Below are 26,827 nucleotides of genomic sequence, written 5' to 3' on the forward strand. Positions count from 1 at the left end.
CTGATGCGCCCATGGGTGTCTCCCGTTCGTCCCCGGAAAAGGGGATTTCCGTGGTCACCGTCGACTTCCCGCCGGTCAACGCGCTGCCGGTGCGCGGCTGGTTCGCCCTGGCCGAGGCCGTGCGCGCGGCCGGCCGGGACCCGGAGACCCGGTGCGTGGTCCTGGCCGCCGAGGGGCGGGGGTTCAACGCGGGCGTGGACATCAAGGAGATACAGGCGGGCGGGCAGGAGGTCCTGATCGGCGCCAACCAGGGCTGCGCGGAGGCGTTCGCCGCGGTCTACGAGTGCGAGACACCGGTCGTCGCGGCCGTGCAGGGCTTCTGCCTGGGCGGCGGGATCGGCCTGGCGGGCACCGCGGACGCGGTGGTGGCCAGCGAGGACGCGACCTTCGGGCTGCCCGAGCTGGACCGGGGCGCGCTGGGCGCGGCCACGCACCTGGCCCGGCTGGTCCCGCAGCACCTGATGCGCGCGCTGTACTACACGGGGCGCACGGCGAGCGCCGCCGAGCTGCACGGGCACGGCTCGGTCTGGCGGGTGGTGCCGCGCGCGGAGCTGCCGGGGGCGGCGCTGGAGCTGGCCCGGGAGATAGCCGCCAAGGACGGACGGCTGCTGCGCATGGCCAAGTCCGCCATCAACGGCATCGATCCGGTCGACGTGCGCCGCAGCTACCGCTTCGAGCAGGGCTTCACCTTCGAGGCCAACCTCAGCGGACTGGCTGACCGCGTGCGCGACACGTTCGGGAAGGAGGGGGTGTAGATGGGCGACAAGACGACGACCGCCGAGGAGGTGGTCTCCCGGCTGGCGAGCGGGATGACCCTCGGCATCGGCGGCTGGGGCTCCCGCCGCAAGCCGATGGCGCTGGTCCGGGCGCTGTTGCGGTCCGGCATCGGCGATCTGACGGTCGTCTCGTACGGCGGCCCGGACGTCGGCATGCTGGCCGCCGCCGGCCGGATCCGCAAGCTGGTCAGCGCCTTCGTCACCCTGGACTCCATCCCCCTGGAACCGCACTACCGGGCGGCGCGCGAGCGCGGCGGCTTCGAACTCATGGAGGTCGACGAGGGCATGTTCCAGTCGGGCCTGCGCGCGGCGGCGCAGCGCCTGCCCTTCCTGCCGGTGCGGGCGGGCCTCGGCTCGGACGTGATGCGGGTCGGTCCCGAGCTGCGGACGGTGACGTCGCCGTACGCGGACGGGGAGACGTTCGTGGCCATGCCCGCGCTGCGGCTGGACGCGGCCCTGGTGCACGTCAACCGCGCCGACCGGCTCGGCAACGGGCAGTATCTGGGCCCGGACCCGTACTTCGACGACCTGTTCTGCGAGGCGGCGGACGCGGCCTACGTCTCCTGTGAGCAGATCGTGGACACGGCGGAGCTGACCAAGGCCGCCGCCCCGCAGTCGCTGCTGCTCAAGCGGCTCGCGGTGGCGGGTGTGGTGGAGGCGCCGAACGGCGCGCACTTCACGTCCTGCGCGCCGGAGTACGGCAGGGACGAGGAGTTCCAGCGGCTGTACGCGGCCACCCCCTGGCCGGAGTTCGCCGGGCGCTTCCTCGGCGGGGACGAGGCCGGCTACCGGGCGGCGGTGGAGGCATGGCGGAAGGAGCAGGGGCGATGAGGGCCACCCGCGCCGAGTACTGCGTGATCGCCTGCGCCGAGGCCTGGCGCGGCGGCGGGGAGATCCTGGCGAGTCCGATGGGCCTGATCCCCTCGCTGGGCGCGCGGCTGGCCCGGCTCACCTTCGCGCCGGACCTGATGCTGACCGACGGCGAGGCCCTGCTGGTCCGCCCGGACGGCACCCCGGAGGGCTGGCTGCCCTACCGGCAGCACCTGGAGCTGGTGGCGGGCGGCCGGCGGCACGTGATGATGGGCGCGAGCCAGCTCGACCGGTACGGCAACCAGAACATCTCCTGTGTCGGCGACTGGGCGCGACCCCGCCGCCAGCTGCTCGGGGTGCGCGGGGCGCCGCTCAACACGCTCAACAATCCGACGAGTTACTGGGTCCCGAGACACTCCCGGCGGGTGTTCGTGGAGCGGGTGGACATGGTGTGCGGGGTGGGGTACGACCGGGCGGCGGCCCTCGGGGAGACGGCCCGCTTCCACCGCATCACCCGGGTCGTGTCCGATCTCGGGGTCTTCGACTTCGCCACACCGGACCACTCGATGCGGCTGGCCGCACTGCATCCCGGAGTGAGCGTGGAGCAGGTGCGGGAGGCGACGGGGTTCCCGCTCGCCGTGCCGGACGAGGTGCCGTGCACCCGCGAGCCCGAGGCGGAGGAGCTGCGGCTGATCCGTGAGGTGCTGGACCCGGGCGGGACGCGGACGCGCGAGGTTCCGGAGGCGGTGAGGGGCTGATGGAGACCGCGCTCACCCGGCTGGTCGGGGTCCGCCATCCGATCGTGCAGACGGGGATGGGCTGGGTGGCCGGGCCGCGCCTGGTCTCGGCGGTGGCGAACGCCGGGGCCCTCGGCATCCTGGCCTCGGCGACGATGACACTCGACCAACTCCGGGACGCGATACGGGAGGTGCGGTCCCGTACGGACGCGCCGTTCGGGGTGAATCTCCGGGCCGACGCGGGCGACGCGGCCGACCGGGTGGGGATCCTGCTGGCGGAGGGCGTCCGGGTGGCCTCCTTCGCCCTGGCCCCCTCCGCCGAGCTGATCGCCGAGCTGAAGGCGGCGGGCGTGGTGGTGATCCCGTCCGTCGGCGCGCGGCGGCACGCGGAGAAGGTGGCGGCCTGGGGCGCGGACGCGGTGCTCGTGCAGGGCGGCGAGGGCGGCGGGCACACCGGCGAGGTGGCGACGAGCGTGCTGCTGCCGCAGGTGGTGGACGCGGTGCGGATACCGGTCGTGGCGGCGGGCGGCTTCTTCGACGGGCGGGGGCTGGTGGCGGCGCTGGCGTACGGGGCGGCGGGGGTGGCGATGGGCACCCGGTTCCTGCTCACCTCGGACTCGACGGTGCCGGACGCGGTGAAGGCCAGGTATCTGGCGGCGACGGTCCGGGACGTCACGGTGACCCGGGCGGTGGACGGCCTGCCGCACCGGATGCTGCGCACGGATCTGGTCGCGGCGCTGGAGCGGTCGGGCCGGACGCGCGCCTTCGTGCACGCGGTGCGGCGGGCGGCGGGCTTCCGGCGGCTGTCGGGGCTCACCTGGCGGCAGCTGGTCCGTGACGGCCTCGCCCTCGGACACGGCAAGGAGCTGACCTGGAGTCAGGTGCTGCTCGCCGCGAACACGCCGATGCTGCTCAAGTCGGCGATGGTGGACGGGCGTACGGATCTGGGGGTGATGGCGGCGGGGCAGGTCGCCGGGGTGATCGACGACCTGCCGTCGTGCGCGGAGCTGGTGGAGCGGGTGATGGCACAGGCCGGGGAAATCATCGGTGTGCTGCGGGAGGGGGGTGCTTCAATGCGCGCATGACGGAAACGATCAAACAGCCGTGGGGGCTGAGTGTCTTCGGGGCGGGCAGCGTACGGGTGGAGCCGCAGCTGGTGCGGGTGAGGCTGACGGTGGACGTGCTGGAACCCACTCCGGACCGGGCGTTCCGGGAGGCGGGCGCGGCCGTGTCCCGGCTGCGGGAGACCCTGCGCCGGCACGGGATACCGGACGCGTCGGTGTCCGGGTCCCGGCTCAAGCTGGCCTCGGAGTACGACGGTTACGGAGCCGACCGGAAGTTCCTCGGCTACCGCTGCCGGGCCTCCTACGCCGTGGAGACGGAGGCGCTCGACGGACTTCAGCAGCTCGTCGTGGACGCGGTCGACGCCGGTGCCCACCATGTGGAGGAGGTCAAGTTCGACGTGCGCGACAAGCCGGCGCTGCGGGACGAGGCGCGCCGCAGGGCGGTGGCGGCGGCCCGCCGCAAGGCCGAGGTCTACATGGAGGCGGCCGGGGTGTCGCTGGGGGCCGTGGTCCACATCCAGGACGTGGACTCCGAGTCGTACGAGTTCCGTCAGTACCGGGGTCACGGCGGTGGCGGCGGTGCCTCGGCGGGCGATCTGGCCCCCGGGATGGTCGAGGTGTCCGCCGGGGTGGTGCTGGGGTTCGCGCTGGCGGACTGAGCGGCCTCGCAGCGCGGCCCGGGGCCGCCGGGCCCCGGGCCGCCCTCAGAGCCGTTCGAGGATCGTCACGTTGGCCTGGCCGCCGCCCTCGCACATCGTCTGGAGGCCGTACCGGCCGCCGGTGCGCTCCAGTTCGTGCAGGAGGGTCGTCATCAGCCGGGCGCCGGTCGCGCCGAGCGGGTGGCCGAGGGCGATCGCGCCGCCGTTGACGTTGACCTTGTCGGGGTCGGCTCCCGTGTCCTTCAGCCAGGCGAGGACGACGGGTGCGAAGGCCTCGTTGATCTCCACGAGGTCGATGGCGTCGATGGTCAGGCCGGTCTTCTTCAGGGCGTGCGCGGTGGCCGGGATGGGTGCGGAGAGCATGCGGATAGGGTCCTCGCCGCGCGCGGACAGGTGGTGGACGCGGGCGCGCGGGCGCAGCCCGTGGTCCCGGACCGCCCGCTCGGAGGCGAGCAGCAGTGCGGCGGCGCCGTCGGAGACCTGGGAGGAGCAGGCCGCGGTGATGGTGCCGCCGTCGAGGACGGGTCGCAGCGCGGCCATCTTCTCCAGGGAGGTGTCCCGGCGCGGGCCCTCGTCGATGCCGACTCCGCCGTAGGGGACGGTCTCGCGTCCGAAGCGGCCGGTGTCGATCGCCCGGATCGCCCGCCGGTGCGAGCGCAGGGCGAACTCCTCCTGCTGCTCGCGACCGATGCCCCACTGGGCGGCGATCGTCTCGGCGCCGGCGAACTGGTTGACGGGCCGGTCGCCGTAGCGGGCGCGCCAGCCGGTGCTGCCGAGGAAGGGTCCGTCGGTCAGGCCGAGCGGGACGGCCGCCTGCCGGGAGGCGAAGGCGATGGGGACCTGGGACATGTTCTGCACCCCGCCCGCGACCACCAGGTCCTGGGTGCCGGAGAGCACGGCCTGCGCGGCGAAGTGCACGGCCTGCTGGGAGGAGCCGCACTGCCGGTCGACGGTCACACCGGGCACCTCCTCGGGGAGGCCCGCGGCCAGCCAGCAGGTGCGGGCGATGTCCCCGGCCTGCGGCCCCACCGTGTCCAGGCAGCCGAAGACCACGTCCTCCACGGCGGCCGGGTCGATCCCGGAGCGCTCCACCAGCGCCTTCAGCACGTGCGCGCCGAGGTCGGCCGGGTGGACGGCACTCAGTCCTCCCCCGCGCCGCCCGACCGGTGTGCGGACCGCTTCGACGATGTAGGCCTCGGGCATGACAACTCCCTCGTGAGGAAAGGGCTATGCACGTACGGCGATCCCGTCCAGCACCATCGACAGGTACTGGCGGGCGATCTCCTCGGGGCTGTGCCGGCCGCCCGGGCGGTACCAGGAGGCGGCGACCCACACGGTGTCGCGCACGAACCGGTAGGTGAGCCGGACGTCCAGGTCCGCGCGGAAGACCCGCTCGGCGACCCCGCGCTCCAGCGTGCTGAGCCAGGCCTGCTCGAACCGGCGCTGGGACTCGGCGAGGAAGGCGAACCGGTCCTGGTCGACGAGCTGCTTGCTCTCCTTCTGGTAGATCGCGACGGCCGCGCGGTGCCGGTCGATCTCCCGGAAGGACTCGGTGACCAGCGCCTCCAGCGTCTCGCGGGGGCCGAGTCCGGAGGCGAGGACGGTGTCGTAGCCGTCCCACAGCTCGTCGAGGAAGGTGCGCAGGATCTCCTCGAGCATCGACTCCTTGGAGTCGAAGTGGTAGTAGAGACTGCCCGCGAGCATCCCGGCGTGGTCGGCGATCCTGCGGACGGTGGTGGCGTTGTAGCCGTGCTCGGCGAAGACCTCGGCGGCGGTGTTGAGGAGTTCTCCGCGCCGGGCCGCTGCCGCGGTCACCTGGGGCTTCTTCTTGGTCGGCACACACCCATTGTGATCTGCTCCGGTCGTCAGGGGTGCTGGCTGCTGACGGCGACGACCTCGCCGGTCAGGTAGGAGGAGTAGCCGGAGGCGAGGAAGACGATCACGTTGGCCACCTCCCAGGGCTCCGCGTACCGCCCGAAGGCCTCCCGTTCGGTCAGCTCGGCGAGCAGGGCGGCGGAGGTGACCTTCTCCAGATGGGGGTGCATGGCGAGGCTGGGGGCGACCGCGTTGACCCGCACGCCGTACGCGGCGGCCTCGATCGCCGCGCACCGGGTCAGCGCCATCACGCCGGCCTTGGCGGCGGCGTAGTGGGCCTGCCCGGCCTGGGCGCGCCAGCCGACGACGGAGGCGTTGTTGACGATCACCCCGCCGCCGGTCCCGCGCAGGGCGCGCAGGGCGGCCCGGGTGCAGCGGAAGGTGCCGTTCAGGGTGACGTCCAGGACGCGGGACCACTGCTCGTCCGTCATGTCGACGAGGGGCGAAGTGCCGCCGAGCCCGGCGTTGTTGACGACGACGTCCAGCCGCCCGTGCGCGGCCACGGCCGCGTCGAACAGGGCCCGCACCTGGGCCTCGTCGGTGACGTCGCACGGCACCGCGGTGACCGCGCCGGGGAACTCCCGGGCCAGCTCGGCCTCGTGCTCCTTCAGCCGGCGCCGGTGGGCGTCGCTGATCAGGACCCGCGCGCCCTCCTCCAGGAAGCGGCGCGCGGTGGCCCCGCCGATGCCGGTGCCGGCCGCCGCGGTGATGACGGCGGTGCGCCCGCGCAGCAGTCCGTGCCCGGGTTCGTAGACCGGGCTCTCGACGCCTGTCATAGGGGCACGCTAACCTACCAAACACTTGTTAGGGAAGGGCGGTGACGGTGGTGGACCTGTCCCATTCCAGGGCCGACGAGGAGTTCCGCGCCGAGGCCAGGGCCTGGCTGGAGGCGCACGTCCCGCGCACGCCGCTGCCGTCCCTGGAGACGGCGGAGGGCTTCGCGGCGCACCGCGCGTGGGAGGCCGAACTGGCCGCGGACCGCTGGTCGGTGGTGTCCTGGCCGGAGCGGTACGGCGGGCGGGACGCCGGCCTGCTGCGCTGGCTGGTGTTCGAGGAGGAGTACTGGGCGGCGGGCGCGCCGGGGCGGGTCGGGCAGAACGGCGTCAGTCTGCTCGCGCCGACGCTCTTCGAGTACGGCACGGAGGAGCAACGCGCGCGTGTGCTGCCGCCGATGGCCACGGGCGAGGTGGTCTGGGCGCAGGCCTGGTCCGAGCCGGAGGCGGGCTCCGACCTCGCCGCGCTCGCCTCCCGCGCGGTCCGGACGGACGGCGGCTGGCGCTTGCGCGGGCAGAAGACCTGGTCGTCGCGGGCGGCCTTCGCGGACCGGGCCTTCGGGCTGTTCCGCAGCGATCGCCACGCCGCCGAGCCGCACCAGGGGCTCACGTACCTGATGTTCGATCTGCGGGCGCCCGGGGTCACCGTCCGCCCGATCGGCCGCCTGGACGGCAGGCCCGCCTTCGCCGAGCTGTTCCTGGACGACGTGTTCGTCCCGGACGAGGACGTGATCGGCGAGCCGGGCCAGGGCTGGCGGATCGCGATGTCCACGGCGGGCAACGAACGCGGGCTCACCCTGCGCTCCCCGGGCCGCTTCCTCGCCTCGGCCGCGCGGCTGCGGGAGCTGTGGCGGGCCCAGGGGTCGCCGGAGCACGCCCGCGCCCGGGTCGCCGACGCCCTCGTCGCGGCCCGTGCCTACCAGTTGTTCACCTACTCCGCCGCCTCCCGGGTCCAGGGCGGCGACCGGCTCGGCCCGGAGTCCAGCATGAACAAGGTGTTCTGGTCCGAGCTGGACCTCGCCCTGCACGAGACGGCGCTCGATCTGCTGGGCACGGAGGGCGAACTGGCGGACGGCGCCTGGTCCGAGGGGTACGTCTTCTCCCTGGCCGGGCCCATCTACGCGGGCACGAACGAGATCCAGCGGGACATCGTCGCCGAGCGGCTCCTCGGCCTGCCGAAGGGACGCCGCTGATGCGCTTCCTCCTCGACGCCGACCAGCGAGCCTTCGCCGATTCGCTGCACGCGCTGCTGACCGCCGCGGACACCCCGGCGGTGATCCGGGACTGGAGCCGCGGCGACCACGCGCGCGGGCGCGCGCTGTGGTCGCGGATCGCCGGGGCCGGGGTGTTCGCTCTCGCGGTGCCGGAGGAGTACGGCGGGCTGGGGCCGCGTCCGGTGGAACTGGCGGTGGCGTTCGTGGAGCTGGGCCGGCACGCGGTGCCCGGTCCGCTCGCGGAGACGGCCGGGGCGGCCGTGCTCCTCGGCGAGCCCCCGCTGGCGGGGCGCTTCCTGCCCGCGCTCGTGGGCGGGACGGACCTGGCGACGGTGGCGGCGCCCGGCGGATACGCCGTCGACGGCGACGCGGCCTCGCTGCGCCTGTCCCCCGGCCCCGACGGCCTGTACCTCTGCACGCAGGCCCCCGGCCCGGTGCGCCGCTCCCTGGACCCGGCCCGCCGGCTGACCCCGCTCGCCCCCGCCGGCGAACTCCTCACCGCCGACGCGCCGTACGACCGGGCGCTCACCTGGATCCGGCTGGCCACCGCGGCCCAGGCCCTCGGCCTCGGCCTCGCCCTGCTCGACCGTACCGTCGCCTACGTCCGCCGGCGCACCCAGTTCGGGGTGGCCATCGGCTCCTTCCAGGCGGTCAAGCACCGCCTGGCCGACGCGAAGACCGCCCTGGAGTTCGCCCGGCCCCTGCTGTTCGGCGCGGCGCTGTCCCTGCGCCCGGCGGAGGTGGCGGCGGCCAAGCTCACCGCGTGCGAGGCGGCGTACGGCACGGCCCGTACGGCGCTGCATCTGCACGGCGCGATCGGGTACACGGCGGAGTACGACCTGTCGCTGTGGCTGACCAAGGCGCGGGCGCTGCGCTCGGCGTGGGGCACGCCTCAGGAGTGCCGTGACCTGGTGCTCGCGGAGGGGCTCTAGGAGTGCCGTACGACGCCCGCCGCGCGGGCGGCCGAGAGCCACTTCGGGAACTCGCCGACGAGCCGGTCGTACAGCTCGGCGTCGGAGACCCGCCGCGGGTCCTCGCCCGCGTGGAAGAAGCCGGCGTTGTCCAGGATCCGCTTGCCGGGCACCGCCAGTTCGTCCAGCTTCCGCAGGAACTCGAACTGCCGGCTGCCCGGGTCGCCGAAGCCGATGAACTGCCAGAACAGCGGGAGCCTGGCCGCCTTGCACAGATAGCGCTCGGCGGCGAGCTTGTTGACCGGGCCGCCGTCGGTCTGGAAGACGACCAGGGCGGGGGCGGTGGCGCCGCTGTCCAGGTAGTGGTCGATGACGGCGTCCATGGCCAGGTGGTAGCTGGTCTTCCCCATGTGCCCGAGCCCGGCCACGATCCGCTCGACGCGGCCCTGGTGTCCGGCGAGGGCGATGTCGGTGACGGCGTCGACGTCCGTGGAGAAGAACACCACGGGCACGCGCCCGTCGTCGTCCAGGTGCGCCGACAGGCCCAGCACCCGGTCGGCGAGCGCCTGGACACTGCCGTCCTTGTAGTAGGGCTTCATCGAGCCCGAGTAGTCGACGACGAGGTAGACGGCGGCCCGCAGCCCGTCCAGGCCGTGTTTGCGCAGCGACACCCCGGCCGACCTGTAGGCGCCGACGAGGGCGGGCGCGGTCTCCTCCACCTTGCGCAGACTGATCGCGGCCATGGCTCCCCCTCGACGTGCGGACATGCGACGACGCCTGCCCGGGTCCGGTCGGGGACGGGGCAGGCGTCGTCAGTGTTCCGCACGCCGTTGTACGGGACGTTCTCGGGGTGCCGTCAGACCGCCAGGGCGCGGTCCGTCGGGCGGATCGGGGCCGGCAGGTCGCTGGCACCGGTCAGGTGGCGGTCGACTCCGCGGGCGGCCGAGCGGCCCTCCGCGATCGCCCACACGATGAGGGACTGGCCGCGGCCGGCGTCACCGGCGACGAACACACCCGGCACGTTGGTCTGGAAGTCGGCGTCGCGGGCGATGTTACCGCGCTCATCGAGGTCTAGACCAAACTGCTCCACCAGGCCGTTCTCCCGGTCGGTGCCGGTGAAGCCCATGGCGAGGGTGACCAGCTGGGCCGGGATCCTGCGCTCGGTGCCCGGCTTCTGGGTCAGCTTGCCGTCCACGAACTCCACCTCGGCCAGGTGCAGCCACTGCACATTGCCGTCCTCGTCGCCCTCGAAGTGGGTCGTGGAGACGGAGTAGACCCGCTCGCCGCCCTCCTCGTGCGCCGAGGTGACCTTGTAGAGCATCGGGAAGGTCGGCCAGGGCTGGTTGGTCGCGTGCCGCTCGTCGTTCGGACGGGGCATGATCTCCAGCTGGGTGACGGAGGCCGCGCCCTGGCGGTGGGCGGTGCCCACGCAGTCCGCGCCGGTGTCACCGCCGCCGATGACGACGACGTGCTTGCCCTCGGCCGAGATCGGGGCGGTGACGTAGTCGCCCTCCTGGACCTTGTTGGCCAGCGGCAGGTACTCCATCGCCTGGTAGACGCCCTTGAGCTCGCGGCCGGGGACCGGGAGGTCACGGGCGGTCGTGGCGCCGGCGGCGATCACGATCGCGTCGTACCGCTTCTTCAGGTCGCGGGCGTTGATGTCCCGGCCGACCTCGACGCCGGTGCGGAAGCGGGTGCCCTCCGCACGCATCTGCTCGATACGGCGGTTGATGTGCCGCTTCTCCATCTTGAACTCGGGGATGCCGTACCGGAGGAGGCCTCCGACGCGGTCCGCGCGCTCGTAGACGGCGACCGTGTGGCCGGCCCGGGTGAGCTGCTGGGCGGCGGCGAGACCCGCCGGGCCCGAGCCGATGACCGCGACCGTCTTGCCGGACAGGCGCTCGGGGATCTGCGGGGCGACGTCCCCGGTCTCCCACGCCTTGTCGATGATCGAGACCTCGACGTTCTTGATGGTGACCGGTGCCTGGTTGATGCCGAGCACGCACGCCGACTCGCAGGGGGCCGGGCAGAGGCGACCGGTGAACTCCGGGAAGTTGTTGGTCGCGTGCAGGCGCTCCTGGGCCGCCGCCCAGTCCTCGCGGTAGGCGTAGTCGTTCCACTCGGGGATCAGGTTCCCCAGCGGACAGCCGTTGTGGCAGAACGGGATGCCGCAGTCCATGCACCGGCTGGCCTGCTTGCTGATGATCGGCAGCAGGGAGCCGGGGACGTAGACCTCGTTCCAGTCCTTGACGCGCTCACCGACGGGACGGGTCTTGGCGACCTCACGGCCGTGGTTCAGGAAGCCCTTCGGGTCAGCCATTGATCGCCGCCTCCATCATCTTCTCGGTGATCTCGGTCTCGGTCAGACCGGCTCGCTCGGCGGCGTCCTTGGCGGCGAGCACTGCCTTGTACGTGCTGGGGATGATCTTGCTGAACCGGGCCACGGCCGCGTCCCAGTCGGCCAGCAGCTTCTCGGCGACCGTCGAGCCGGTCTCCTCGGCGTGGCGGCGCACCACGTCGTGCAGCCACTGCTTGTCCGAGTCGTCCAGCGTCTCGACCGAGCCGGCGTTGCCGACGTTGACGTTGTCGCGGTCGAGGTCGATGACGTACGCGATGCCGCCGGACATGCCCGCCGCGAAGTTGCGGCCGGTCGGGCCGAGGACGACCGCGCGACCACCGGTCATGTACTCGCAGCCGTGGTCGCCCACGCCCTCCGAGACGACCAGCGCGCCGGAGTTGCGGACGCAGAACCGCTCACCGGTACGGCCGCGCAGGAACAGCTCGCCGCCGGTGGCGCCGTAGGCGATGGTGTTGCCCGCGATGGTCGAGTACTCGGCGAGGTGGTCGGCGGCCCGGTCCGGGCGGACGATCACACGGCCGCCGGAGAGGCCCTTGCCGACGTAGTCGTTGGCGTCGCCCTCCAGGCGCAGCGTGACGCCGCGCGGCAGGAACGCGCCGAAGGACTGGCCGGCGCTGCCGGTGAAGGTGATGTCGATGGTGTCGTCGGGCAGGCCCGCGCCGCCGAACTTCTTCGTCACCTCGTGGCCGAGCATGGTGCCGACCGTGCGGTTGATGTTGCGGATGGCGACCTGGGCGCGCACCGGCTGGGCCTCGGTGGCGTCCGATGCGGCGAGCGCGTCGGCGGCGAGCTTGATCAGCTCGTTGTCGAGCGCCTTCTCCAGGCCGTGGTCCTGCTCGACGATCCGGTGGCGGACCGCGCCCTCGGGCAGGTCGGGCACGTGGAACAGCGGCTCCAGGTCCAGGCCCTGCGCCTTCCAGTGGTCGACGGCCCGGTGGACGTCGAGTGCCTCGGCGTGGCCGACGGCCTCCTCGATGGAGCGGAAGCCCAGCTCGGCGAGGATCTCGCGGACCTCCTCGGCGATGAACTGGAAGAAGTTCACCACGTACTCGGCCTTGCCGGCGAAGCGGTCGCGCAGGACCGGGTTCTGGGTGGCGATGCCGACCGGGCAGGTGTCCAGGTGGCAGACGCGCATCATCACGCAGCCGGAGACGACGAGCGGCGCGGTCGCGAAACCGAACTCCTCGGCGCCGAGCAGCGCGGCGATGACCACGTCACGGCCGGTCTTCAGCTGGCCGTCGGTCTGCACGACGATCCGGTCGCGCAGGCCGTTGAGCAGCAGGGTCTGCTGGGTCTCGGCGAGGCCCAGCTCCCAGGGGCCACCGGCGTGCTTCAGCGAGGTCAGCGGGGAGGCACCCGTGCCGCCGTCGTGACCGGAGATGAGCACGACGTCCGCGTGCGCCTTGGAGACACCCGCGGCGACCGTGCCGACGCCGACCTCGGAGACCAGCTTGACGTGAATCCGCGCCTGCGGGTTCGCGTTCTTCAGGTCGTGGATCAGCTGGGCCAGGTCCTCGATCGAGTAGATGTCGTGGTGCGGCGGCGGCGAGATCAGACCGACACCCGGGGTCGAGTGACGCGTCTTGGCGACCCACGGGTACACCTTGTGGCCGGGCAGCTGGCCGCCCTCGCCGGGCTTGGCGCCCTGGGCCATCTTGATCTGGATGTCGTCCGCGTTGACCAGGTACTCGGAGGTGACACCGAAGCGGCCGGAGGCGACCTGCTTGATGCTGGACCGGCGCGCCGGGTCGTACAGGCGCTCCGGGTCCTCGCCGCCCTCACCGGTGTTGGACTTGCCGCCCAGCTGGTTCATGGCGATGGCGAGGGTCTCGTGCGCCTCCTTGGAGATGGAGCCGTACGACATGGCGCCCGTCGAGAACCGCTTGACGATCTCGGAGACCGGCTCGACCTCGTCGAGGGGGATCGAGGGGCGGTCGGACTTGAAGCCGAACAGCCCGCGGAGCGTCATGAGCCGCTCGGACTGCTCGTTCACGCGGTCCGTGTACTTCTTGAAGATGTCGTAGCGGCCGGTGCGCGTGGAGTGCTGGAGGCGGAAGACCGTCTCCGGGTCGAACAGGTGCGGCTCGCCCTCGCGGCGCCACTGGTACTCGCCGCCGATCTCCAGCGCGCGGTGCGCCGGGGCGATGCCGGAGGCGGGGTAGGCCTTGGCGTGGCGGGCGGCGACCTCCTCGGCGATGACGTCGATGCCGACGCCGCCGATCTTGGTGGCGGTGCCGTTGAAGTACTTCTCCACGAAGGCCTCGTCCAGGCCGACGGCCTCGAAGACCTGGGCGCCGCGGTAGGAGGCGACGGTGGAGATGCCCATCTTGGACATGACCTTCAGGACGCCCTTGCCGAGGGCGTAGATCAGGTTGCGGATGGCCTTCTCGGCCTCGATGTCCGACAGGAAGGTGCCCGCGCGGACCAGGTCCTCGACGGACTCCATCGCCAGGTACGGGTTCACGGCCGCGGCGCCGAAGCCGATGAGCAGGGCGACGTGGTGGACCTCGCGGACGTCGCCGGCCTCGACCAGCAGGCCCACGTGGGTGCGCTGCTTGGTGCGGATGAGGTGGTGGTGGACGGCCGCGGTGAGCAGCAGCGACGGGATCGGCGCGTGCTCGGCGTCCGAGTGGCGGTCCGACAGGACGATCAGCCGGGCGCCGTTCTCGATGGCGGCGTCGGCCTCGGCGCAGATCTCCTCGATGCGGGCGGCGAGGGCGTCACCGCCGCCGGAGACCCGGTACAGACCGGAGAGGGTCGCGGCCTTGAAGCCGGGCATGTCGCCGTCGGCGTTGATGTGGATGAGCTTGGCCAGCTCGTCGTTGTCGATCACCGGGAAGGGCAGCACGACGGACCGGCAGGAGGCGGCGGTCGGGTCGAGCAGGTTGCCCTGCGGGCCCAGGGACGAGCGCAGACTCGTCACCAGCTCTTCCCGGATGGCGTCCAGCGGCGGGTTGGTGACCTGCGCGAACAGCTGGGTGAAGTAGTCGAAGAGCAGCCGCGGGCGCTCGGACAGGGCCGCGATCGGCGAGTCCGTGCCCATGGAGCCGATCGGCTCGGCGCCGGACTTGGCCATCGGCGCCAGGATGACGCGCAGCTCCTCCTCGGTGTAGCCGAAGGTCTGCTGGCGGCGGGTGACCGAGGCGTGGGTGTGGACGATGTGCTCGCGCTCGGGCAGGTCGCCCAGCTCGATCTCGCCGGCCTCCAGCCATTCGGCGTACGGCTGCTCGGCGGCGAGGGACGCCTTGATCTCGTCGTCCTCGATGATGCGGTGCTCGGCGGTGTCGACGAGGAACATCTTGCCGGGCTGCAGACGGCCCTTGCGGACGACCTTGGCCGGGTCGATGTCGAGGACGCCGACCTCGGAGCCGAGGACGACGAGGCCGTCGTCGGTGACCCAGTAGCGGCCCGGGCGCAGGCCGTTGCGGTCGAGCACGGCGCCGACCTGGGTGCCGTCGGTGAAGGTGACGCAGGCGGGGCCGTCCCAGGGCTCCATCATCGTGGAGTGGAAGCCGTAGAAGGCACGCCGGGCCGGGTCCATGGAGGCGTGGTTCTCCCATGCCTCCGGGATCATCATCAGCACGGAGTGCGGCAGCGAGCGGCCGCCCAGGTGCAGCAGTTCGAGGACCTCGTCGAAGGAGGCCGAGTCGGAGGCGTCCGGCGTACAGACGGGGAAGATCCGGTCCAGGCCCTTGTCGCCGAACAGGTCGGAGACCAGCTGCGACTCGCGGGCGCGCATCCAGTTGCGGTTGCCCTTGACGGTGTTGATCTCACCGTTGTGCGCGACGAAGCGGTACGGGTGCGCGAGCGGCCACGACGGGAAGGTGTTGGTGGAGAACCGGGAGTGCACGAGCGCGACCGCGGAGCCGAAGCGGCGGTCGGACAGGTCCGGGAAGAAGGGCTCCAGCTGGCCGGTGGTCAGCATGCCCTTGTAGACGATCGTCCGGGCGGACAGGGACGGGAAGTAGACCCCGGCCTCGCGCTCGGCGCGCTTGCGCAGCACGAACGCCTTGCGGTCCAGCGCGATGCCCTCGCTGGCGCCGTCGGCGACGAAGATCTGCCGGAAGACCGGCATGGTGGAGCGGGCGGTGGCGCCCAGCAGCTCCGGGGCGACCGGAACCTCGCGCCAGCCGAGGACCGTCAGGCCCTCCTCGGCGGCGATCGTCTCAATACGTGAGACGGCACCGTCGGTCCCCTCCACCGGCAGGAAGGCAATGCCTACCGCATAGGAACCGGCGGCGGGAAGGTCGAATCCGGCCACCTCGCGGAAGAAGGCGTCCGGCACCTGGGAGAGGATGCCCGCGCCGTCGCCGGAGTCCGGCTCGGAGCCGGTGGCACCACGGTGCTCCAGGTTGCGCAGCACGGTGAGCGCCTGCTCGACCAGGGTGTGGGACGCCTCGCCGGTGAGGGTGGCGACGAAACCGACGCCGCACGCGTCGTGTTCGTTGCGGGGGTCGTACATACCCTGCGCAGCAGGGCGAGCATCCATGAACGACCAGTTCTGACCGTTCGCGGAATGCTGGGACGGCTGGCGCGGCGTACGCATCGGCTCTCCCGTCGTCGTCATATGGCATGTGGCAGGTGCCGAGGGACGACGTTGGCCCTCTGCGGAGTGTGGCGAAATTTCGTGCAGGTTACATGATGGAGGCACTACCGGGAACCGGATACTGCGTTCCAACATGCGGACGCTGCACGGGTTTGCAGCAGGTGCCGCAGGGTGGCGGCAGGCACCGCACGGCGGCGGTGAAAAGTATGGGGGGACCGAGCGGGACAAGATCGATCAGATCGGCGTCCGCCGGCCCTGGGGGAGCGGGAGGAGCACCTTCACCCATCCCGCGAGTGCGCCGCAGGCCTCATTGCCCACAGCGCTTACGGCTCATGCCCGGTGGTTAAGCATTCGAAACCAGCGAGTAACGGATACTCATGCGGCCCAACGCATAGGTTCCGGTCGGGCTATCCTACGGCCGTTCCGAACAGGGTGCCCAGGGCGTACGTCACACCGGCCGCCGCACCACCGAGCGCGAGCTGCCGCAGACCGCTGAACCACCAGCTGCGCGCGGTCACCTTGGCCACCACGGCACCGCACCCGAAGAGCCCGGCGAGCGCCAGCAGCACGGCGGGCCAGAGCGCGGTCGCGCCGAGCAGGTACGGCAGTACGGGCAGCAGGGCGCCGAGGGCGAACGACCCGAACGACGACACGGCGGCGACCAGCGGCGAGGGCAGGTCGCCGGGGTCGATGCCCAGCTCCTCGCGGGCGTGTATCTCCAGGGCCTGCTCGGGGTCCTGGGACAGCTGCCGGGCCACCTGCCGGGCGAGCGCCGGCTCGACCCCGCGGGCCACGTACAGCGCGGCGAGCTCGTCCTCCTCGTCCTGCGGGTGCTTGCGCAGCTCACGGCGCTCGACGTCGAGTTCCGCCTCGACGAGTTCGCGCTGGGAGGCGACGGAGGTGTACTCGCCGGCCGCCATGGAGAAGGCGCCGGCGGCGAGCCCCGCGAGGCCGGTGATGATGATGGTCTGCTGGCTCACGGATCCGCCGGCCACGCCCGTCATCAGGGCGAGGTTGGAGACGAGACCGTCCATGGCGCCGAAGACGGCGGGCCGCAGCCAGCCTCCGTTGACATCGCGGTGCGTGTGGTTGTCCCGATGCGCTTCGTGCAGCGCGGCCTCGGTTTCGATGATCGCCATGCGGACCCCCAGGAAAGCTTAGCCAAAGCTAAGTTTGGACGCGTTCTACTTTTCGACAACCCAAAATCTACGCCCATCATTCCCCCTTCGCCAGCAAGGAAAGGCTGGGCTAACCTGCGATTTCCCTGCCGCGGGCTCATATGTGCGATTGTCAGCTCAGATGCCGAGCGGGTGACAGAAGCCCCCTGCGCGCTCGCCCGATCGCCTCCCGTGGGACACATCCGCAAAGGGTCCCGTGACCCCGCCGAAGGAGGCCGCCCATGGCATCGATCGCCTGCACTCCCCCGGTCCCGGCGCCCGGGGACGCCACCGGGCTGCGGGAGCGGGCCCGCGGCGCGCTGCTCGGCCTGGCCGTCGGCGACGCGCTCGGGGCCCCGGCGGAGAACCTCAAGCCGTCCGAGATCCGCGCCCGCTGGGGCCGGATCACCGGGTACGTGACCGAGCGGCCCTGCGGCACGGACGACACCGAGTACGCGATCTTCTCCGGTCTGCTGCTGGCCCGGCACGGCTCGGCGCTCACCCCGGCGGATGCGGAGGCGGCCTGGCACGAGTGGATCGCCGACCGGGCCGAGGGTCCCTTCCGCGGCGCGGGCTTCAGCGAGCGCGGCACCCTGGAGAACCTGCGCCGCGGCCTGGCCGCGCCCATCTCCGCCCAGCACCGGCACGCCTGGAGCGACGGCCTGGCGATGCGGGCGGCGCCCTTCGGCGTCTTCGCGGCCGGGCGGCCCGCAGAGGCGGCCCGTCTGGTGGCGATCGACGGCTCGGTCAGCCACGAGGGGGAGGGCATCTACGGCGGCCAGGCGGTCGCGGCGGGCGTGGCGGCGGCGATGACCGGAGCGACGGTTCCGGTGGTGATCGCCGCGGCCCTCGCGGTCGTCCCGGACGACTCCTGGACGGCGCGCTCGCTGCGGCGCGCGGTGGCGGTGGCCCACCACGGCGAACGCGCGGTCCGCTCCGCGGTCGTCATCGGCGGCTACCCCTGGACCGACCTGGCCCCCGAAGCGGTCGCCCTCGCCTTCGGCGCGTACGCGGCGGCCGACGGCGACTTCCGGGAAGCGGTCCTGACGGCCGTCAACATGGGCCGCGACGCGGACACGACGGCGGCGGTGGCGGGCGCGCTGTCCGGCGCGACCCAGGGCCTCTCGGCCGTCCCACCGGAATGGGCCGCGGCCATCGCCCCGGCCCGGGGCCGCTGCCTGCCGTCCATGTCCGGCCACCACGTCCTCGACGTGGCCGACCTCCTGGTGCCGGAAGAGCCTCTCGCCGCCGCCTCCCGGCCCACCGAGCCGGGATGGGGGTCCCCCCGCGCGGGCGAAGCCGAGCGTGCGGGAGGGTGGGCGAAGGACCGGGGGTCCAGGGGGCAGGGCCCCCTGGTCGGGGCCGGAAACCCCGGGCAGCCGGACAGCGAGGGCCGGTCATGACACCGCGCCGGATCGAGGGGCTTCTGCTGGGCCTCGCCGCGGGCGACGCCGCCGGATGGCCCGCCGCCCGGCACCGGGCCGTCCGGATGCCCGAGTGGACCCGCCGCCTCACCCGCGAGCTGGACACCTTCGCCGAGCAGAACGCGACCACGACACTCCCCGTGCCGATCGCCCTCAACCAGTCCCCGGAGCCCCTCCGCCTCGGCCCCTCCGACGACGCCGAGTGGGCGGTGTTCGCCGCGGAGGCGGTTTTGCGGGCCGGCGACGACGACGTCCTCGGCGACCTCAGCCGGGCCCGCCGTATGCGCGCCGCCATCGACCTGACCTGGACCGCCGTGGCCTCCGAGGTCGCCGCCGCCGCGGAGCGCGCCCCGGAGGTCGAGTCCGCCGTACTGCCCCTGCGCGCCCGTATCTCCGTCCGCGCCGGCCTCGGCAACCTCGCCACCGGCCTGCGCCCGCCCGCCACCGGCCACGACAACCCGCACTACTTCGACGACGCGGCCTGCGTCCGCGCCTGCGTCCTCGCCGTGGCCCATCGCGGCGACCCGCAACAGGCCGCCGCGCTCGCCGAGTTCGACGCCCGCTACACCCAGGACGGCGACGGCGTGCACGGCGCGCGGGCCATGGCGGCGGCCCTGTCGCTCGCCCTCGCCGACGCCGACACGGACACCTGTGTCACCGCCGCGCTCGCCGAACTCCCGCCGGACACGGAGATCGGCCGCAACACCCGCCACGCCCTCGCCCTGGCCGAGGACAGCGAGTCCGCCTTCGCCCTCGTACCCCTCCTCGAACACCAGATCGTCGACCACGTCTACAGCTACGGCATCGCCGCCGCCGAGACCGTCCCCGTCGCCCTCGCCCTGGCCGGCGCCGCCGGGGGCCGTATCGCCGAGGCCGTACCCGCCGCCGCCTGTCTGTCCCGGGTCGCCGACTCCGCCCCCGCCCTGGTGGGCGCGCTCACCGGCGCCCTGGGCGGCGGCGCGGCCATCCCGCGGACCTGGCGGGACGCCTGCCGCATCCTGCCCGGCTGCACCCTGCCCCGCCTCACCGGCACCGACCTGGTGGAACTCGCCGGACTCCTGGAAGCCGCACAACCGGCACGTCCAGGAGGATGATTCGGGGCATGACGCCCAAGGACTCCAAAGGATCCAAAGGACCCAAAGAAGACGAAAGCGGCGGGGCCCCCGCGCACAGCCTCGCCGACCGCATCACCGGCGCCCTGGTCGGCGCCGCCGTCGGCGACGCCCTCGGCGGCCCGGTCGAGGGCTACTCCCCCGACCGGATCGCCGAGCGCCACGGCGGCCGGGTCCACGGCATCGTCGGCCCCTGGCACGGCGACGCCTGGCGCACCGCCCGCCCCATCGCCCCGTACCACAAGGGCGACGGCCACGTCACCGACGACACCCTGATGACGCACGCGCTGGTCCGGGTCTACGACCGCGTCCGCGACCACCTCGACGCCTACGCCGTCGCCGACCACCTGGTCCCCGACCTGATGACCAACCCGCGCTGGATCCCGGAGCTGGAGGCCGAGGCGCTGCCGCTGCACCGCCTCTTCCTCGCCGAGAAGTGGCTGGTGACCCGGCTCGCCTACGGGCACGCCGATCCCCGGGAGGCGGGCGTCGGCAACATCGTCAACTGCGGTGCCGCGATGTACATGGCCCCGGTCGGCCTGGTCAACGCGGCCAACCCGGCCGCCGGCTACGCCGAGGCGCTGGACGTCACCGGCGCGCACCAGTCGTCGTACGGCCGGGAGGCGGCCGGAGTCCTCGCCGCGGCCGTCGCCGCCGCGACCGCACCCGGCGCGACCCCGGACTCGGTCGTGGCCGCCTGTCTGTCCCTGGCGAAGGACGGCACCCGCACGGCGATCGAGAAGGTCTGCGAAGTCGCCGCCCGGTACCGGGACTTCGAGTCGGCGCTCGGCCCGCTGCGCGCGGCGGTGGCCCCGTACGACACCGTCGGCCCGGACTACCGCGCCCCTTCCCTCGCCGCCCGCCGCCCCTCCCGGCTGCACTCCGTCGAGGAGCTCCCCGTCGCGCTGGGCATGCTGGTCGTGTCCGGCGGCGACTACCGGCACGCGGTGCTCGGCTCGGTCAACTACGGCCGGGACTGCGACTCGATCGCCACGATGGCCGGCGCCCTCGCGGGCGCGCTCGGCTCGCCCGTCCCCGAGGAGTGGGCGAAGACGGTCGCGGACGCCAGCCGCCTGGACCTGTGGGCACCGGCCCGGACGCTCACCGAGGTCGCGCGCGAGATCTTCGACCGGGACGTGCGCCGCCGGCGCGCCCATGAGCAGGCGTTCCGCACGCTCGGAGGCCTGCCGTGCTCCGACTGACCTGGGTCCAGCCGGAGGACCTGCTGGGCCACGAGCTGCGCCAGGCCCGTCTGGACGGGCGCGAGCCGTCGGCGGTCGAGGCGCGCTGGCGGGCGGCGGGCGGCCCGGACGCCCCGGAGCGCGCGGGCGCGTCCCCGCACGGCGTCTCGCGCTACCTCCGCCTCCTCGCGGAGGATCTGCTGGACGAACTGGCCGACCTGCCCAGCAGGTTGTCCGAGTACGAGCCCACGGACCTGGAGCGGATCAAGGCCCTCTGCCCGGACTGGCCGGCGCCACCCGGCGGCGGCACCCCGCCGGCCCTGAGAAGCGCCCCCTCCCCCGGTCCGGCCGCCCTCGAAGCCGCCTGGCTCGGCCGGGCCATCGGCTGTCTCCTCGGCAAGCCCGTCGAGAAGCTTCCGCTCGACGGCATCCGCGCCCTGGCCCGCGCCGCCGGCAACTGGCCGCTGACCGGCTACTTCACCGCGAAGGGCGTCCCCCGGGAGCTGCTGGACGCCCACCCCTGGAACCGTCGCTCGGCCGCCACCTCCCTCGCCGAGAACATCGACGGCATGCCCGAGGACGACGACCTGGACTACCCCCTCCTCAACCTCCTCCTGCTCCGGCGCCACGGCCGGGACTTCACCACCGGCGACGTGGCACGGCTCTGGCTCGAAGAGCTCCCGCCGGGCCGCACCTTCACCGCCGAGCGCCTCGCCCACCGCAACCTCCTCACCGGCATCGAACCCCCGCACACGGCCCGGCACCGCAACCCGTTCCGCGAGTGGATCGGCGCGCTGATCCGCGCCGACATGCACGGCTGGACCAATCCCGGCGACCCGGCGGCAGCCGCCGCGCAGGCGCACCGCGACGCGGTCCTCACCCACACCGCCAACGGTGTCTACGCGGCGATGTTCACGGCCGCCGTCATCGCGGCCGCCGGCACCGGCACCCGCGACGTCCACGCATGCCTGCGCGCGGGCCGTACGGTGGTCCCGGCCCGCTCCCGCCTCGCGGCCGCGCTCGACCACGCCGTCCATCTGGCCACCGTCACCCGCGACTTCGACGACGTCGTGGACGAGCTCCACGCCGTCTACTCCCCCGCCCACCACTGGGTCCACGCCCTCCCCAACACCGCCCTGATCGCCGCCGCCCTCACCCACGCCGACGGCGACTTCACCGGCTCCGTGTGCCGTGCGGTGTCGGGCGGCTGGGACACCGACTCCAACGGGGCTACCGCCGGCAGCATCGCCGGCCTCCTCGCCGGCACCCCCGCCGCGCTCCCCGACCGCTGGCGGGCCCCGCTGAAGAACCGGCTCGCCACCACCGTCGCCGACTTCGACGGCACCGGCTTCGACACCCTCGCCCACCTCACCCACCTGGAGGCGACCCGCTCATGACCCATATCGCCGTCCTCGGCAGCACGAACATGGACCTCGTCACCTATGTCGCCAAGGCCCCACAGCGCGGCGAGACCGTGACGGGACGGGAGTTCCGCACGATCCCGGGCGGCAAGGGAGCCAACCAGGCGATCGCCGCGGCCCGCGCCGGCGCCACCGTCTCGATGATCGGCGCGGTCGGCAACGACGCCTTCGGCGTGCGGCTGCGCGACACCCTCGAACACTCCGGTGTGGACACCGACTTCCTGCGCACGGTGGAGGGCCACTCCGGCACCGCGCACATCGTGGTGGACGACGAGGGCGGCAACGCGATCGTCGTCATCCCGGGCGCGAACGGCACCGTCGACCATCTCTCCCCCGGCGACGAGAGCGTGATCGCCACCGCCGACGCCCTGCTGCTGCAACTGGAGATCCCGATGGCCGCGGTCGTCGCGGGCGCGGAGGCGGCCCGCCGGCACGGCGTCCGTACGGTCCTCACCCCGGCCCCGGCCCAGCCGCTGCCGCCCGAACTGCTCGCCGCGACCGACCTGTTGGTGCCGAACGAGTACGAGGCGGTCACCCTCACCGGCCGCACCGACCCGCGCGACGCGGCAGCCGCCCTGCTGGACCTGGTGCCGGAGGTCGCCGTCACCCTGGGCGCCACGGGCTGCCTCTATGTCACCCGGGACGCCGAACCGCTCGTGGTTCCCGCTCCCCGGGTGACCGCGATCGACTCCACGGGCGCGGGCGACACCTTCGTCGGCGCGCTCGCCGTGGCCCTCGCCGAGGAGAAGCCGGTGCGGGAGGCCCTGTCCTGGGCGGCGGCCGCGGCGGCGATCTCCGTGCAGCGGGCAGGGGCGTCGGCGTCGATGCCGTACCGCCCGGAGATCGAGGCCCAGTACAGCGCATGAGGACGACGACACGGACGCGTCCGGCCCTGGACGGCCTGCGGGTGCTGGACCTGGCGACCCTCTTCGCCGGGCCGATGGCCGCCACACTGCTCGGCGACTTCGGCGCGGAGGTGATCAAGGTCGAGCATCCCCGGCGGCCCGACCCCTCCCGCGGTCACGGTCCCGCCAAGGACGGCGTCGGCCTGTGGTGGAAGGTGCTCGGCCGCAACAAGCGGACCATCACCCTCGACCTGTCCACCCCCGGTGGCCGGGCCACCCTGCTGCGGCTCGCGGCCACCGCCGACGTGGTCATCGAGAACTTCCGCCCCGGCACCCTGGAGCGGTGGGACCTCGGCTGGCCCGAGCTGTCGGCGGCCAACCCCCGGCTGGTCCTCACCCGGGTCACCGCCTTCGGCCAGTTCGGCCCGTACGCGCACCGCCCCGGCTTCGGCACCCTCGCCGAGGCGATGAGCGGCTTCGCCGCGGTCACCGGCGAACCGGACGCACCGCCGACGCTGCCACCGTTCGGCCTCGCCGACTCGGTCGCGGGCCTGGCCACCGCGTACGCCGTGCTGACGGCGCTGGCCGGGCGGACGCGCACCGGCGCGGGGCAGGTCGTCGACATGGCGATCATCGAACCGATCCTGTCCGTCCTCGGCCCGCACGCCACCTGGTACGACCAGCTCGGCTACGTCCAGGAACGCACCGGGAACCGCTCCGCGAACAACGCCCCGCGCAACACCTACCGCACCGCCGACGGCACCTGGGTCGCCGTCTCCACCTCCGCGCAGTCGGTCGCCGAGCGCGTGCTCAGGCTGGTGGGCCGCCCGGAGCTGATCGAGGAGCCGTGGTTCGCCACGGGTGCGGACCGTGCGGCGCACGCCGACGTGCTGGACGAGGCGGTGGGCTCCTGGATCGCGGCCCGCACCCGTGCCGAGGTCCTCGCGGCCTTCGAGAAGGCGGAGGCGGCGGTAGCCCCGGTCCAGGACGTCCGGGACGTCCTGGACGACCCCCAGTACCAGGCCCTGGACACGGTCACCACCGTCGCCGACCCGGAGCTGGGACCGCTGCGCATGCAGAACGTCCTCTTCCGCCTCTCCGCCACGCCCGGCGCGATCCGCTGGGCCGGCCGCCCGCACGGCGCCGACACCGACGCCGTGCTCACCGAGCTGGGCCTCACCCCGGCCGACCTCGCGGCCCTGCGCGCGGAGGGCGCCCTGTGACCCGCTACCCGCTCACCTGGCTCTACGTCCCCGGCGACCGCCCGCACGTCGTGGCCAAGGCGCTGGCGGCCGGCGCCGACGTGGTGGTGATCGACCTGGAGGACGCGGTCGCCCCGGACCGCAAGGGGTACGCCCGCGCGGCCACCGCGGACCTCCTCACCGAGCCGCAGCCGCTCCCGGTGCACGTCCGCGTCAACGCCCTGGACGGTCCCTGGGCCGCCGCCGACCTCACCGCCCTGGCCGGCCTGCCGGGCCTGTCCGGCCTGCGACTGCCGAAGGTGACGACCCCGGACGAGGTACGGCAGGTCGCGGTGGCCACGCCGGTTCCCCTCTTCGCGCTCCTGGAGTCGGCCCTCGGCATCGAGCACGCCTACGCCATCGCCACCGCCCACCCGGGGCTGCGGGGCATCGCCCTGGGCGAGGCGGACGTCCGGGCCGACCTGGGGGTACGGGGCGACGCGGGTCTCGACTGGCCGCGCTCCCGGGTGATCGTCGCCGCCCGCGCGGCGGGCCTCGCCCCACCGCCGCAGTCGGTCCATCCCGACATCCGCGACCTGGACGGCCTCGCCGCGTCCTGCGCCCACGGCCGCACCCTCGGCTTCCTGGGCCGCGCCGCGATCCACCCCCGGCAGCTGCCGGTGATCGAGCGGGCCTACCTGCCCACGGACGCGGAGATCGAGCACGCGGAAACGGTGATCAAGGCGGCGACCGCGCACGAGGGCGCCCAGGCCCTCCCCGACGGCCGCTTCATCGACGCGGCGGTGGTGGCACTGGCCCGGCGAACGCTGTCCCTGGTCACCAGAACCTGAACTCTTTCGCACCCACACACGCCGAGGGCGCCCGGACGGAATCCGGACGCCCTCGGTGTCGTACAACCGGCGGTCAGCCCTTCTTGGCCGACTCCGCCTCGTCCTTCGGGGACTCCTCGGATTCCCCGGCCTTCTCCTCGCCCTCGGCGGCGGCCTCCGTGCCCTCGGCCGAACCGTCGACGGCACCGTCGGCCGCACCGCCGGAGGCGACCGCGGCAGGTTCGACGACCTCTTCCCGCCCCGGCCGCTTCTTCGCCGACACCACGAAGTACAGCACCGCCAGCAGGAAGACGATCAGCGCGGTCCAGACGTTGAGGCGGAGGCCCAGGATGTGGTGGGCGTCGTCGACGCGCAGGTACTCGATCCAGCCGCGGCCCACGCAGTACGCGGCGACGTACAGGGCGAACGCCCGGCCATGGCCCAGCTTGAAGCGGCGGTCGGCCCAGATGACCAGGAGGGCGACGCCGATGCACCACAGGGACTCGTAGAGGAAGGTCGGGTGGTAGTAGCCCGGCACCCGGCCGCCCTCGGAGGAGGTGATGTGCAGTGCCCAGGGCAGATGGGTCTCGCGGCCGTACAGCTCCTGGTTGAACCAGTTGCCCCAGCGGCCCATGGCCTGCGCGAACGCGATGCCGGGCGCGACGGCGTCGGCGTACGCGGGCATCGGGATGCCGCGGCGCCGCGCGCCGATCCACGCGCCGAGCGCGCCGAGCGCGATCGCGCCCCAGATGCCCAGGCCGCCCTCCCACACCTTGAAGGCGTCCACCCAGTCACGGCCCTCGCTGAAGTACAGCTCGTAGTCCGTGATCACGTGGTAGAGCCGGCCGCCGACCAGGCCGAACGGCACGGCCCAGACGGCGATGTCGGCGACCGTGCCGGACTGCCCGCCACGGGCGATCCAGCGCTTGTTGCCGTACCAGACGGCAATGAAGACGCCGATGATGATGCAGAAGGCGTAGCCGCGCAGCGGGATGGGGCCGAGGTACAGCACCCCGTGCGACGGGCTGGGGATGTAGGCAAGGTTCATGGCAGGTCCGACGCTACCGTGCCGGGCCGTGGGGACGGCAAGCAGCCCGGCTACGGGTCCATAACGGGGGCGTGAGAAACGCTTACCCGCGGTTGGCCGCCTCCACCATCTCCTTGAGCTTGGCCGGGGTCATCGACCGGTCCTGGTAGATGTTCTTGCCGCCGAGCAGCACCGTGGGCGTACCGCTGAAGCCGCCGGCCTGGAAGGCCTTGTTGGACTTGTCCACCCAGCTGTTGTGGGTGCCGTCCTTGACGCACTTGCGGAAGGCGGGCGTGTCCAGGCCCTTGACCTTGCCGGCCAGCTCGATCAGCTTGTCGTCGTTGGCGAAGGCGTCGTCGGTCTCCTCCTTGGGCTGGTTCGCGTACAGCACGTCGTGGTAGTCGCGGAACTTTCCGGCGTCCTGGGCGCAGGCCGCCGCGTTGGCGGCGCGCAGCGAGCCGGTGCCGCCGAGGTTGCCGTCGATCAGGCGGACCAGGCGGTACTCGATTCTGAGCTTGCCGGCGTCGGCCAGTTCGTGGAGCGTCGGCCGGTACGCCACCTCGAAGGCCTGGCAGGCCGGGCAGCGGAAGTCCTCCCAGACGGTGAGCGTCGACTTGGCGCCGTCCTTGCCGACCGGGATCGCCAGGCTGTCCTTGCCCTGCGCGCCCGAGGGTGCCACGGCCGGGCCCGCGCTGCTGCCCTTCTCCTTACCGGCGTTCGCGGCGAGCACGCCGATCACCGCCGCGAGGCCCAGGACGCAGACGACGCTCGCGCCCACGATCAGCGCCCGCCGTCGCTTGTCCGCGGCCTTCTGCTTCTCGCGCTCGACCGCCAGTCGCTCCCGGGCGGTGCGCTTTCCGTCACGGTTCTTCTCGCTCACACCCCCAGAACGAACCGGGGAGGCGCAGCGCGCCTCCCCGGTCCC

Annotated in this window: 23 protein-coding genes; 14 read left to right on the top strand and 9 right to left on the bottom strand. The window is 73.2% G+C overall.

Features of this window, described 5'->3' with window-relative positions:
- Positions 1 to 11 precede the first annotated feature (11 nt).
- From ABZ937_RS15505 to ABZ937_RS15525, 5 genes are read left to right on the top strand one after another with little or no spacing between them, the layout of a single operon-like run.
- A complete protein-coding gene (locus ABZ937_RS15505) occupies positions 12 to 755 on the top strand; it encodes an enoyl-CoA hydratase family protein (RefSeq protein WP_361691468.1) in 744 nt (247 codons plus the stop codon).
- A complete protein-coding gene (locus ABZ937_RS15510; protein WP_361691471.1) occupies positions 756 to 1,607 on the top strand; it encodes a CoA-transferase in 852 nt (283 codons plus the stop codon).
- Positions 1,604 to 2,344: a CoA-transferase gene (locus tag ABZ937_RS15515; protein WP_361691474.1), complete on the top strand. Its 741-nt coding sequence runs from the start codon at positions 1,604 to 1,606 to the stop codon at positions 2,342 to 2,344. The genes ABZ937_RS15510 and ABZ937_RS15515 overlap by 4 nt, the downstream gene beginning before the upstream one ends.
- A complete protein-coding gene (locus tag ABZ937_RS15520) occupies positions 2,344 to 3,408 on the top strand; it encodes a nitronate monooxygenase (RefSeq protein ID WP_361691477.1) in 1,065 nt (354 codons plus the stop codon). The genes ABZ937_RS15515 and ABZ937_RS15520 overlap by 1 nt, the downstream gene beginning before the upstream one ends.
- Positions 3,405 to 4,046, top strand: coding sequence for an SIMPL domain-containing protein (locus ABZ937_RS15525; protein WP_361691480.1), 642 nt, complete (start codon positions 3,405 to 3,407; stop codon positions 4,044 to 4,046). The genes ABZ937_RS15520 and ABZ937_RS15525 overlap by 4 nt, the downstream gene beginning before the upstream one ends.
- 45 nt (positions 4,047 to 4,091) lie before the next feature.
- On the opposite strand, the gene ABZ937_RS15530 is transcribed toward ABZ937_RS15525, so the two are convergent.
- The 3 genes from ABZ937_RS15530 to ABZ937_RS15540 are packed head-to-tail and all read right to left on the bottom strand — an operon-like array spanning position 4,092 to position 6,697.
- Positions 4,092 to 5,249 carry an acetyl-CoA C-acetyltransferase gene (locus ABZ937_RS15530; protein ID WP_361691483.1) on the bottom strand — a complete coding sequence of 386 codons (1,158 nt, stop codon included), beginning with the start codon at positions 5,247 to 5,249 and terminating at the stop codon, positions 4,092 to 4,094.
- A 24-nt stretch (positions 5,250 to 5,273) separates the two neighbouring features.
- Positions 5,274 to 5,885 (bottom strand): TetR/AcrR family transcriptional regulator, encoded by a 612-nt coding sequence (locus ABZ937_RS15535; RefSeq protein ID WP_361691486.1) that lies wholly within the window; start codon positions 5,883 to 5,885, stop codon positions 5,274 to 5,276.
- A 26-nt stretch (positions 5,886 to 5,911) separates the two neighbouring features.
- Positions 5,912 to 6,697, bottom strand: coding sequence for an SDR family oxidoreductase (locus ABZ937_RS15540; RefSeq protein WP_361691489.1), 786 nt, complete (start codon positions 6,695 to 6,697; stop codon positions 5,912 to 5,914).
- 50 nt (positions 6,698 to 6,747) lie between these two features.
- Here ABZ937_RS15540 and ABZ937_RS15545 point away from each other — a divergent pair, with 50 nt between their 5' ends.
- Together ABZ937_RS15545 and ABZ937_RS15550 are read left to right on the top strand one after the other, a co-directional pair.
- Positions 6,748 to 7,887, top strand: coding sequence for an acyl-CoA dehydrogenase family protein (locus ABZ937_RS15545; RefSeq protein WP_361691650.1), 1,140 nt, complete (start codon positions 6,748 to 6,750; stop codon positions 7,885 to 7,887).
- Entirely contained in the window at positions 7,887 to 8,840 is a 954-nt protein-coding gene (locus ABZ937_RS15550; protein ID WP_361691492.1) for an acyl-CoA dehydrogenase family protein, read from the top strand. The genes ABZ937_RS15545 and ABZ937_RS15550 overlap by 1 nt, the downstream gene beginning before the upstream one ends.
- On the opposite strand, the gene ABZ937_RS15555 is transcribed toward ABZ937_RS15550, so the two are convergent.
- From ABZ937_RS15555 to ABZ937_RS15570, 4 genes are all read right to left on the bottom strand, one after another.
- Positions 8,837 to 9,562 carry a VWA domain-containing protein gene (locus tag ABZ937_RS15555; RefSeq protein WP_361691495.1) on the bottom strand — a complete coding sequence of 242 codons (726 nt, stop codon included), beginning with the start codon at positions 9,560 to 9,562 and terminating at the stop codon, positions 8,837 to 8,839. The two genes, ABZ937_RS15550 and ABZ937_RS15555, sit on opposite strands and share 4 nt — an antisense overlap.
- Positions 9,563 to 9,675: 113 nt before the next feature.
- Complete coding sequence (locus ABZ937_RS15560; RefSeq protein WP_361691498.1) at positions 9,676 to 11,139, bottom strand: glutamate synthase subunit beta; 1,464 nt, start codon at positions 11,137 to 11,139, stop codon at positions 9,676 to 9,678.
- Positions 11,132 to 15,724 carry a glutamate synthase large subunit gene (gltB, locus tag ABZ937_RS15565; RefSeq protein ID WP_361691501.1) on the bottom strand — a complete coding sequence of 1,531 codons (4,593 nt, stop codon included), beginning with the start codon at positions 15,722 to 15,724 and terminating at the stop codon, positions 11,132 to 11,134. Before gltB ends, ABZ937_RS15560 begins: the two co-directional genes overlap by 8 nt.
- 407 nt (positions 15,725 to 16,131) lie before the next feature.
- Positions 16,132 to 16,863, bottom strand: a complete 732-nt coding sequence (locus ABZ937_RS15570) for a VIT1/CCC1 transporter family protein (RefSeq protein ID WP_361691504.1) — start codon at positions 16,861 to 16,863, stop codon at positions 16,132 to 16,134.
- Between the two features lie 260 nt (positions 16,864 to 17,123).
- Between ABZ937_RS15570 and ABZ937_RS15575 the strand changes: the two genes are divergently transcribed.
- Genes ABZ937_RS15575 through ABZ937_RS15605 form a run of 7 tightly spaced genes read left to right on the top strand, consistent with a single transcriptional unit; the run spans position 17,124 to position 24,896 of the window.
- The gene (locus tag ABZ937_RS15575) at positions 17,124 to 18,284 is read left to right on the top strand and encodes an ADP-ribosylglycohydrolase family protein (RefSeq protein WP_361691507.1); all 1,161 of its coding nucleotides are present in this window, start codon (positions 17,124 to 17,126) and stop codon (positions 18,282 to 18,284) included.
- On the top strand, positions 18,281 to 19,399 hold the full coding sequence (locus ABZ937_RS15580) for an ADP-ribosylglycohydrolase family protein (RefSeq protein WP_361691510.1): 1,119 nt from the start codon (positions 18,281 to 18,283) through the stop codon (positions 19,397 to 19,399). Before ABZ937_RS15575 ends, ABZ937_RS15580 begins: the two co-directional genes overlap by 4 nt.
- A gap of 8 nt (positions 19,400 to 19,407) precedes the next feature.
- Entirely contained in the window at positions 19,408 to 20,619 is a 1,212-nt protein-coding gene (locus tag ABZ937_RS15585; protein WP_361691513.1) for an ADP-ribosylglycohydrolase family protein, read from the top strand.
- Positions 20,607 to 21,995 (top strand): ADP-ribosylglycohydrolase family protein, encoded by a 1,389-nt coding sequence (locus ABZ937_RS15590; RefSeq protein WP_361691516.1) that lies wholly within the window; start codon positions 20,607 to 20,609, stop codon positions 21,993 to 21,995. The genes ABZ937_RS15585 and ABZ937_RS15590 overlap by 13 nt, the downstream gene beginning before the upstream one ends.
- Positions 21,992 to 22,885 (top strand): ribokinase, encoded by an 894-nt coding sequence (gene rbsK / locus ABZ937_RS15595; protein WP_361691519.1) that lies wholly within the window; start codon positions 21,992 to 21,994, stop codon positions 22,883 to 22,885. Before ABZ937_RS15590 ends, rbsK begins: the two co-directional genes overlap by 4 nt.
- A complete protein-coding gene (locus ABZ937_RS15600; RefSeq protein ID WP_361691522.1) occupies positions 22,882 to 24,087 on the top strand; it encodes a CoA transferase in 1,206 nt (401 codons plus the stop codon). The genes rbsK and ABZ937_RS15600 overlap by 4 nt, the downstream gene beginning before the upstream one ends.
- A complete protein-coding gene (locus ABZ937_RS15605; RefSeq protein ID WP_361691525.1) occupies positions 24,084 to 24,896 on the top strand; it encodes a CoA ester lyase in 813 nt (270 codons plus the stop codon). Before ABZ937_RS15600 ends, ABZ937_RS15605 begins: the two co-directional genes overlap by 4 nt.
- A 73-nt stretch (positions 24,897 to 24,969) precedes the next feature.
- On the opposite strand, the gene lgt is transcribed toward ABZ937_RS15605, so the two are convergent.
- Both lgt and ABZ937_RS15615 read right to left on the bottom strand, forming a co-directional pair.
- Positions 24,970 to 25,923, bottom strand: a complete 954-nt coding sequence (gene lgt, locus ABZ937_RS15610) for a prolipoprotein diacylglyceryl transferase (protein WP_361691528.1) — start codon at positions 25,921 to 25,923, stop codon at positions 24,970 to 24,972.
- 82 nt (positions 25,924 to 26,005) lie between these two features.
- Complete coding sequence (locus tag ABZ937_RS15615; RefSeq protein ID WP_361691531.1) at positions 26,006 to 26,782, bottom strand: thioredoxin domain-containing protein; 777 nt, start codon at positions 26,780 to 26,782, stop codon at positions 26,006 to 26,008.
- Positions 26,783 to 26,827: the final 45 nt, after the last annotated feature.

Origin of the sequence: Streptomyces sp. NPDC046727, assembly GCF_040645635.1 — a bacterium.
In the GTDB taxonomy this organism is placed as follows: domain Bacteria; phylum Actinomycetota; class Actinomycetes; order Streptomycetales; family Streptomycetaceae; genus Streptomyces.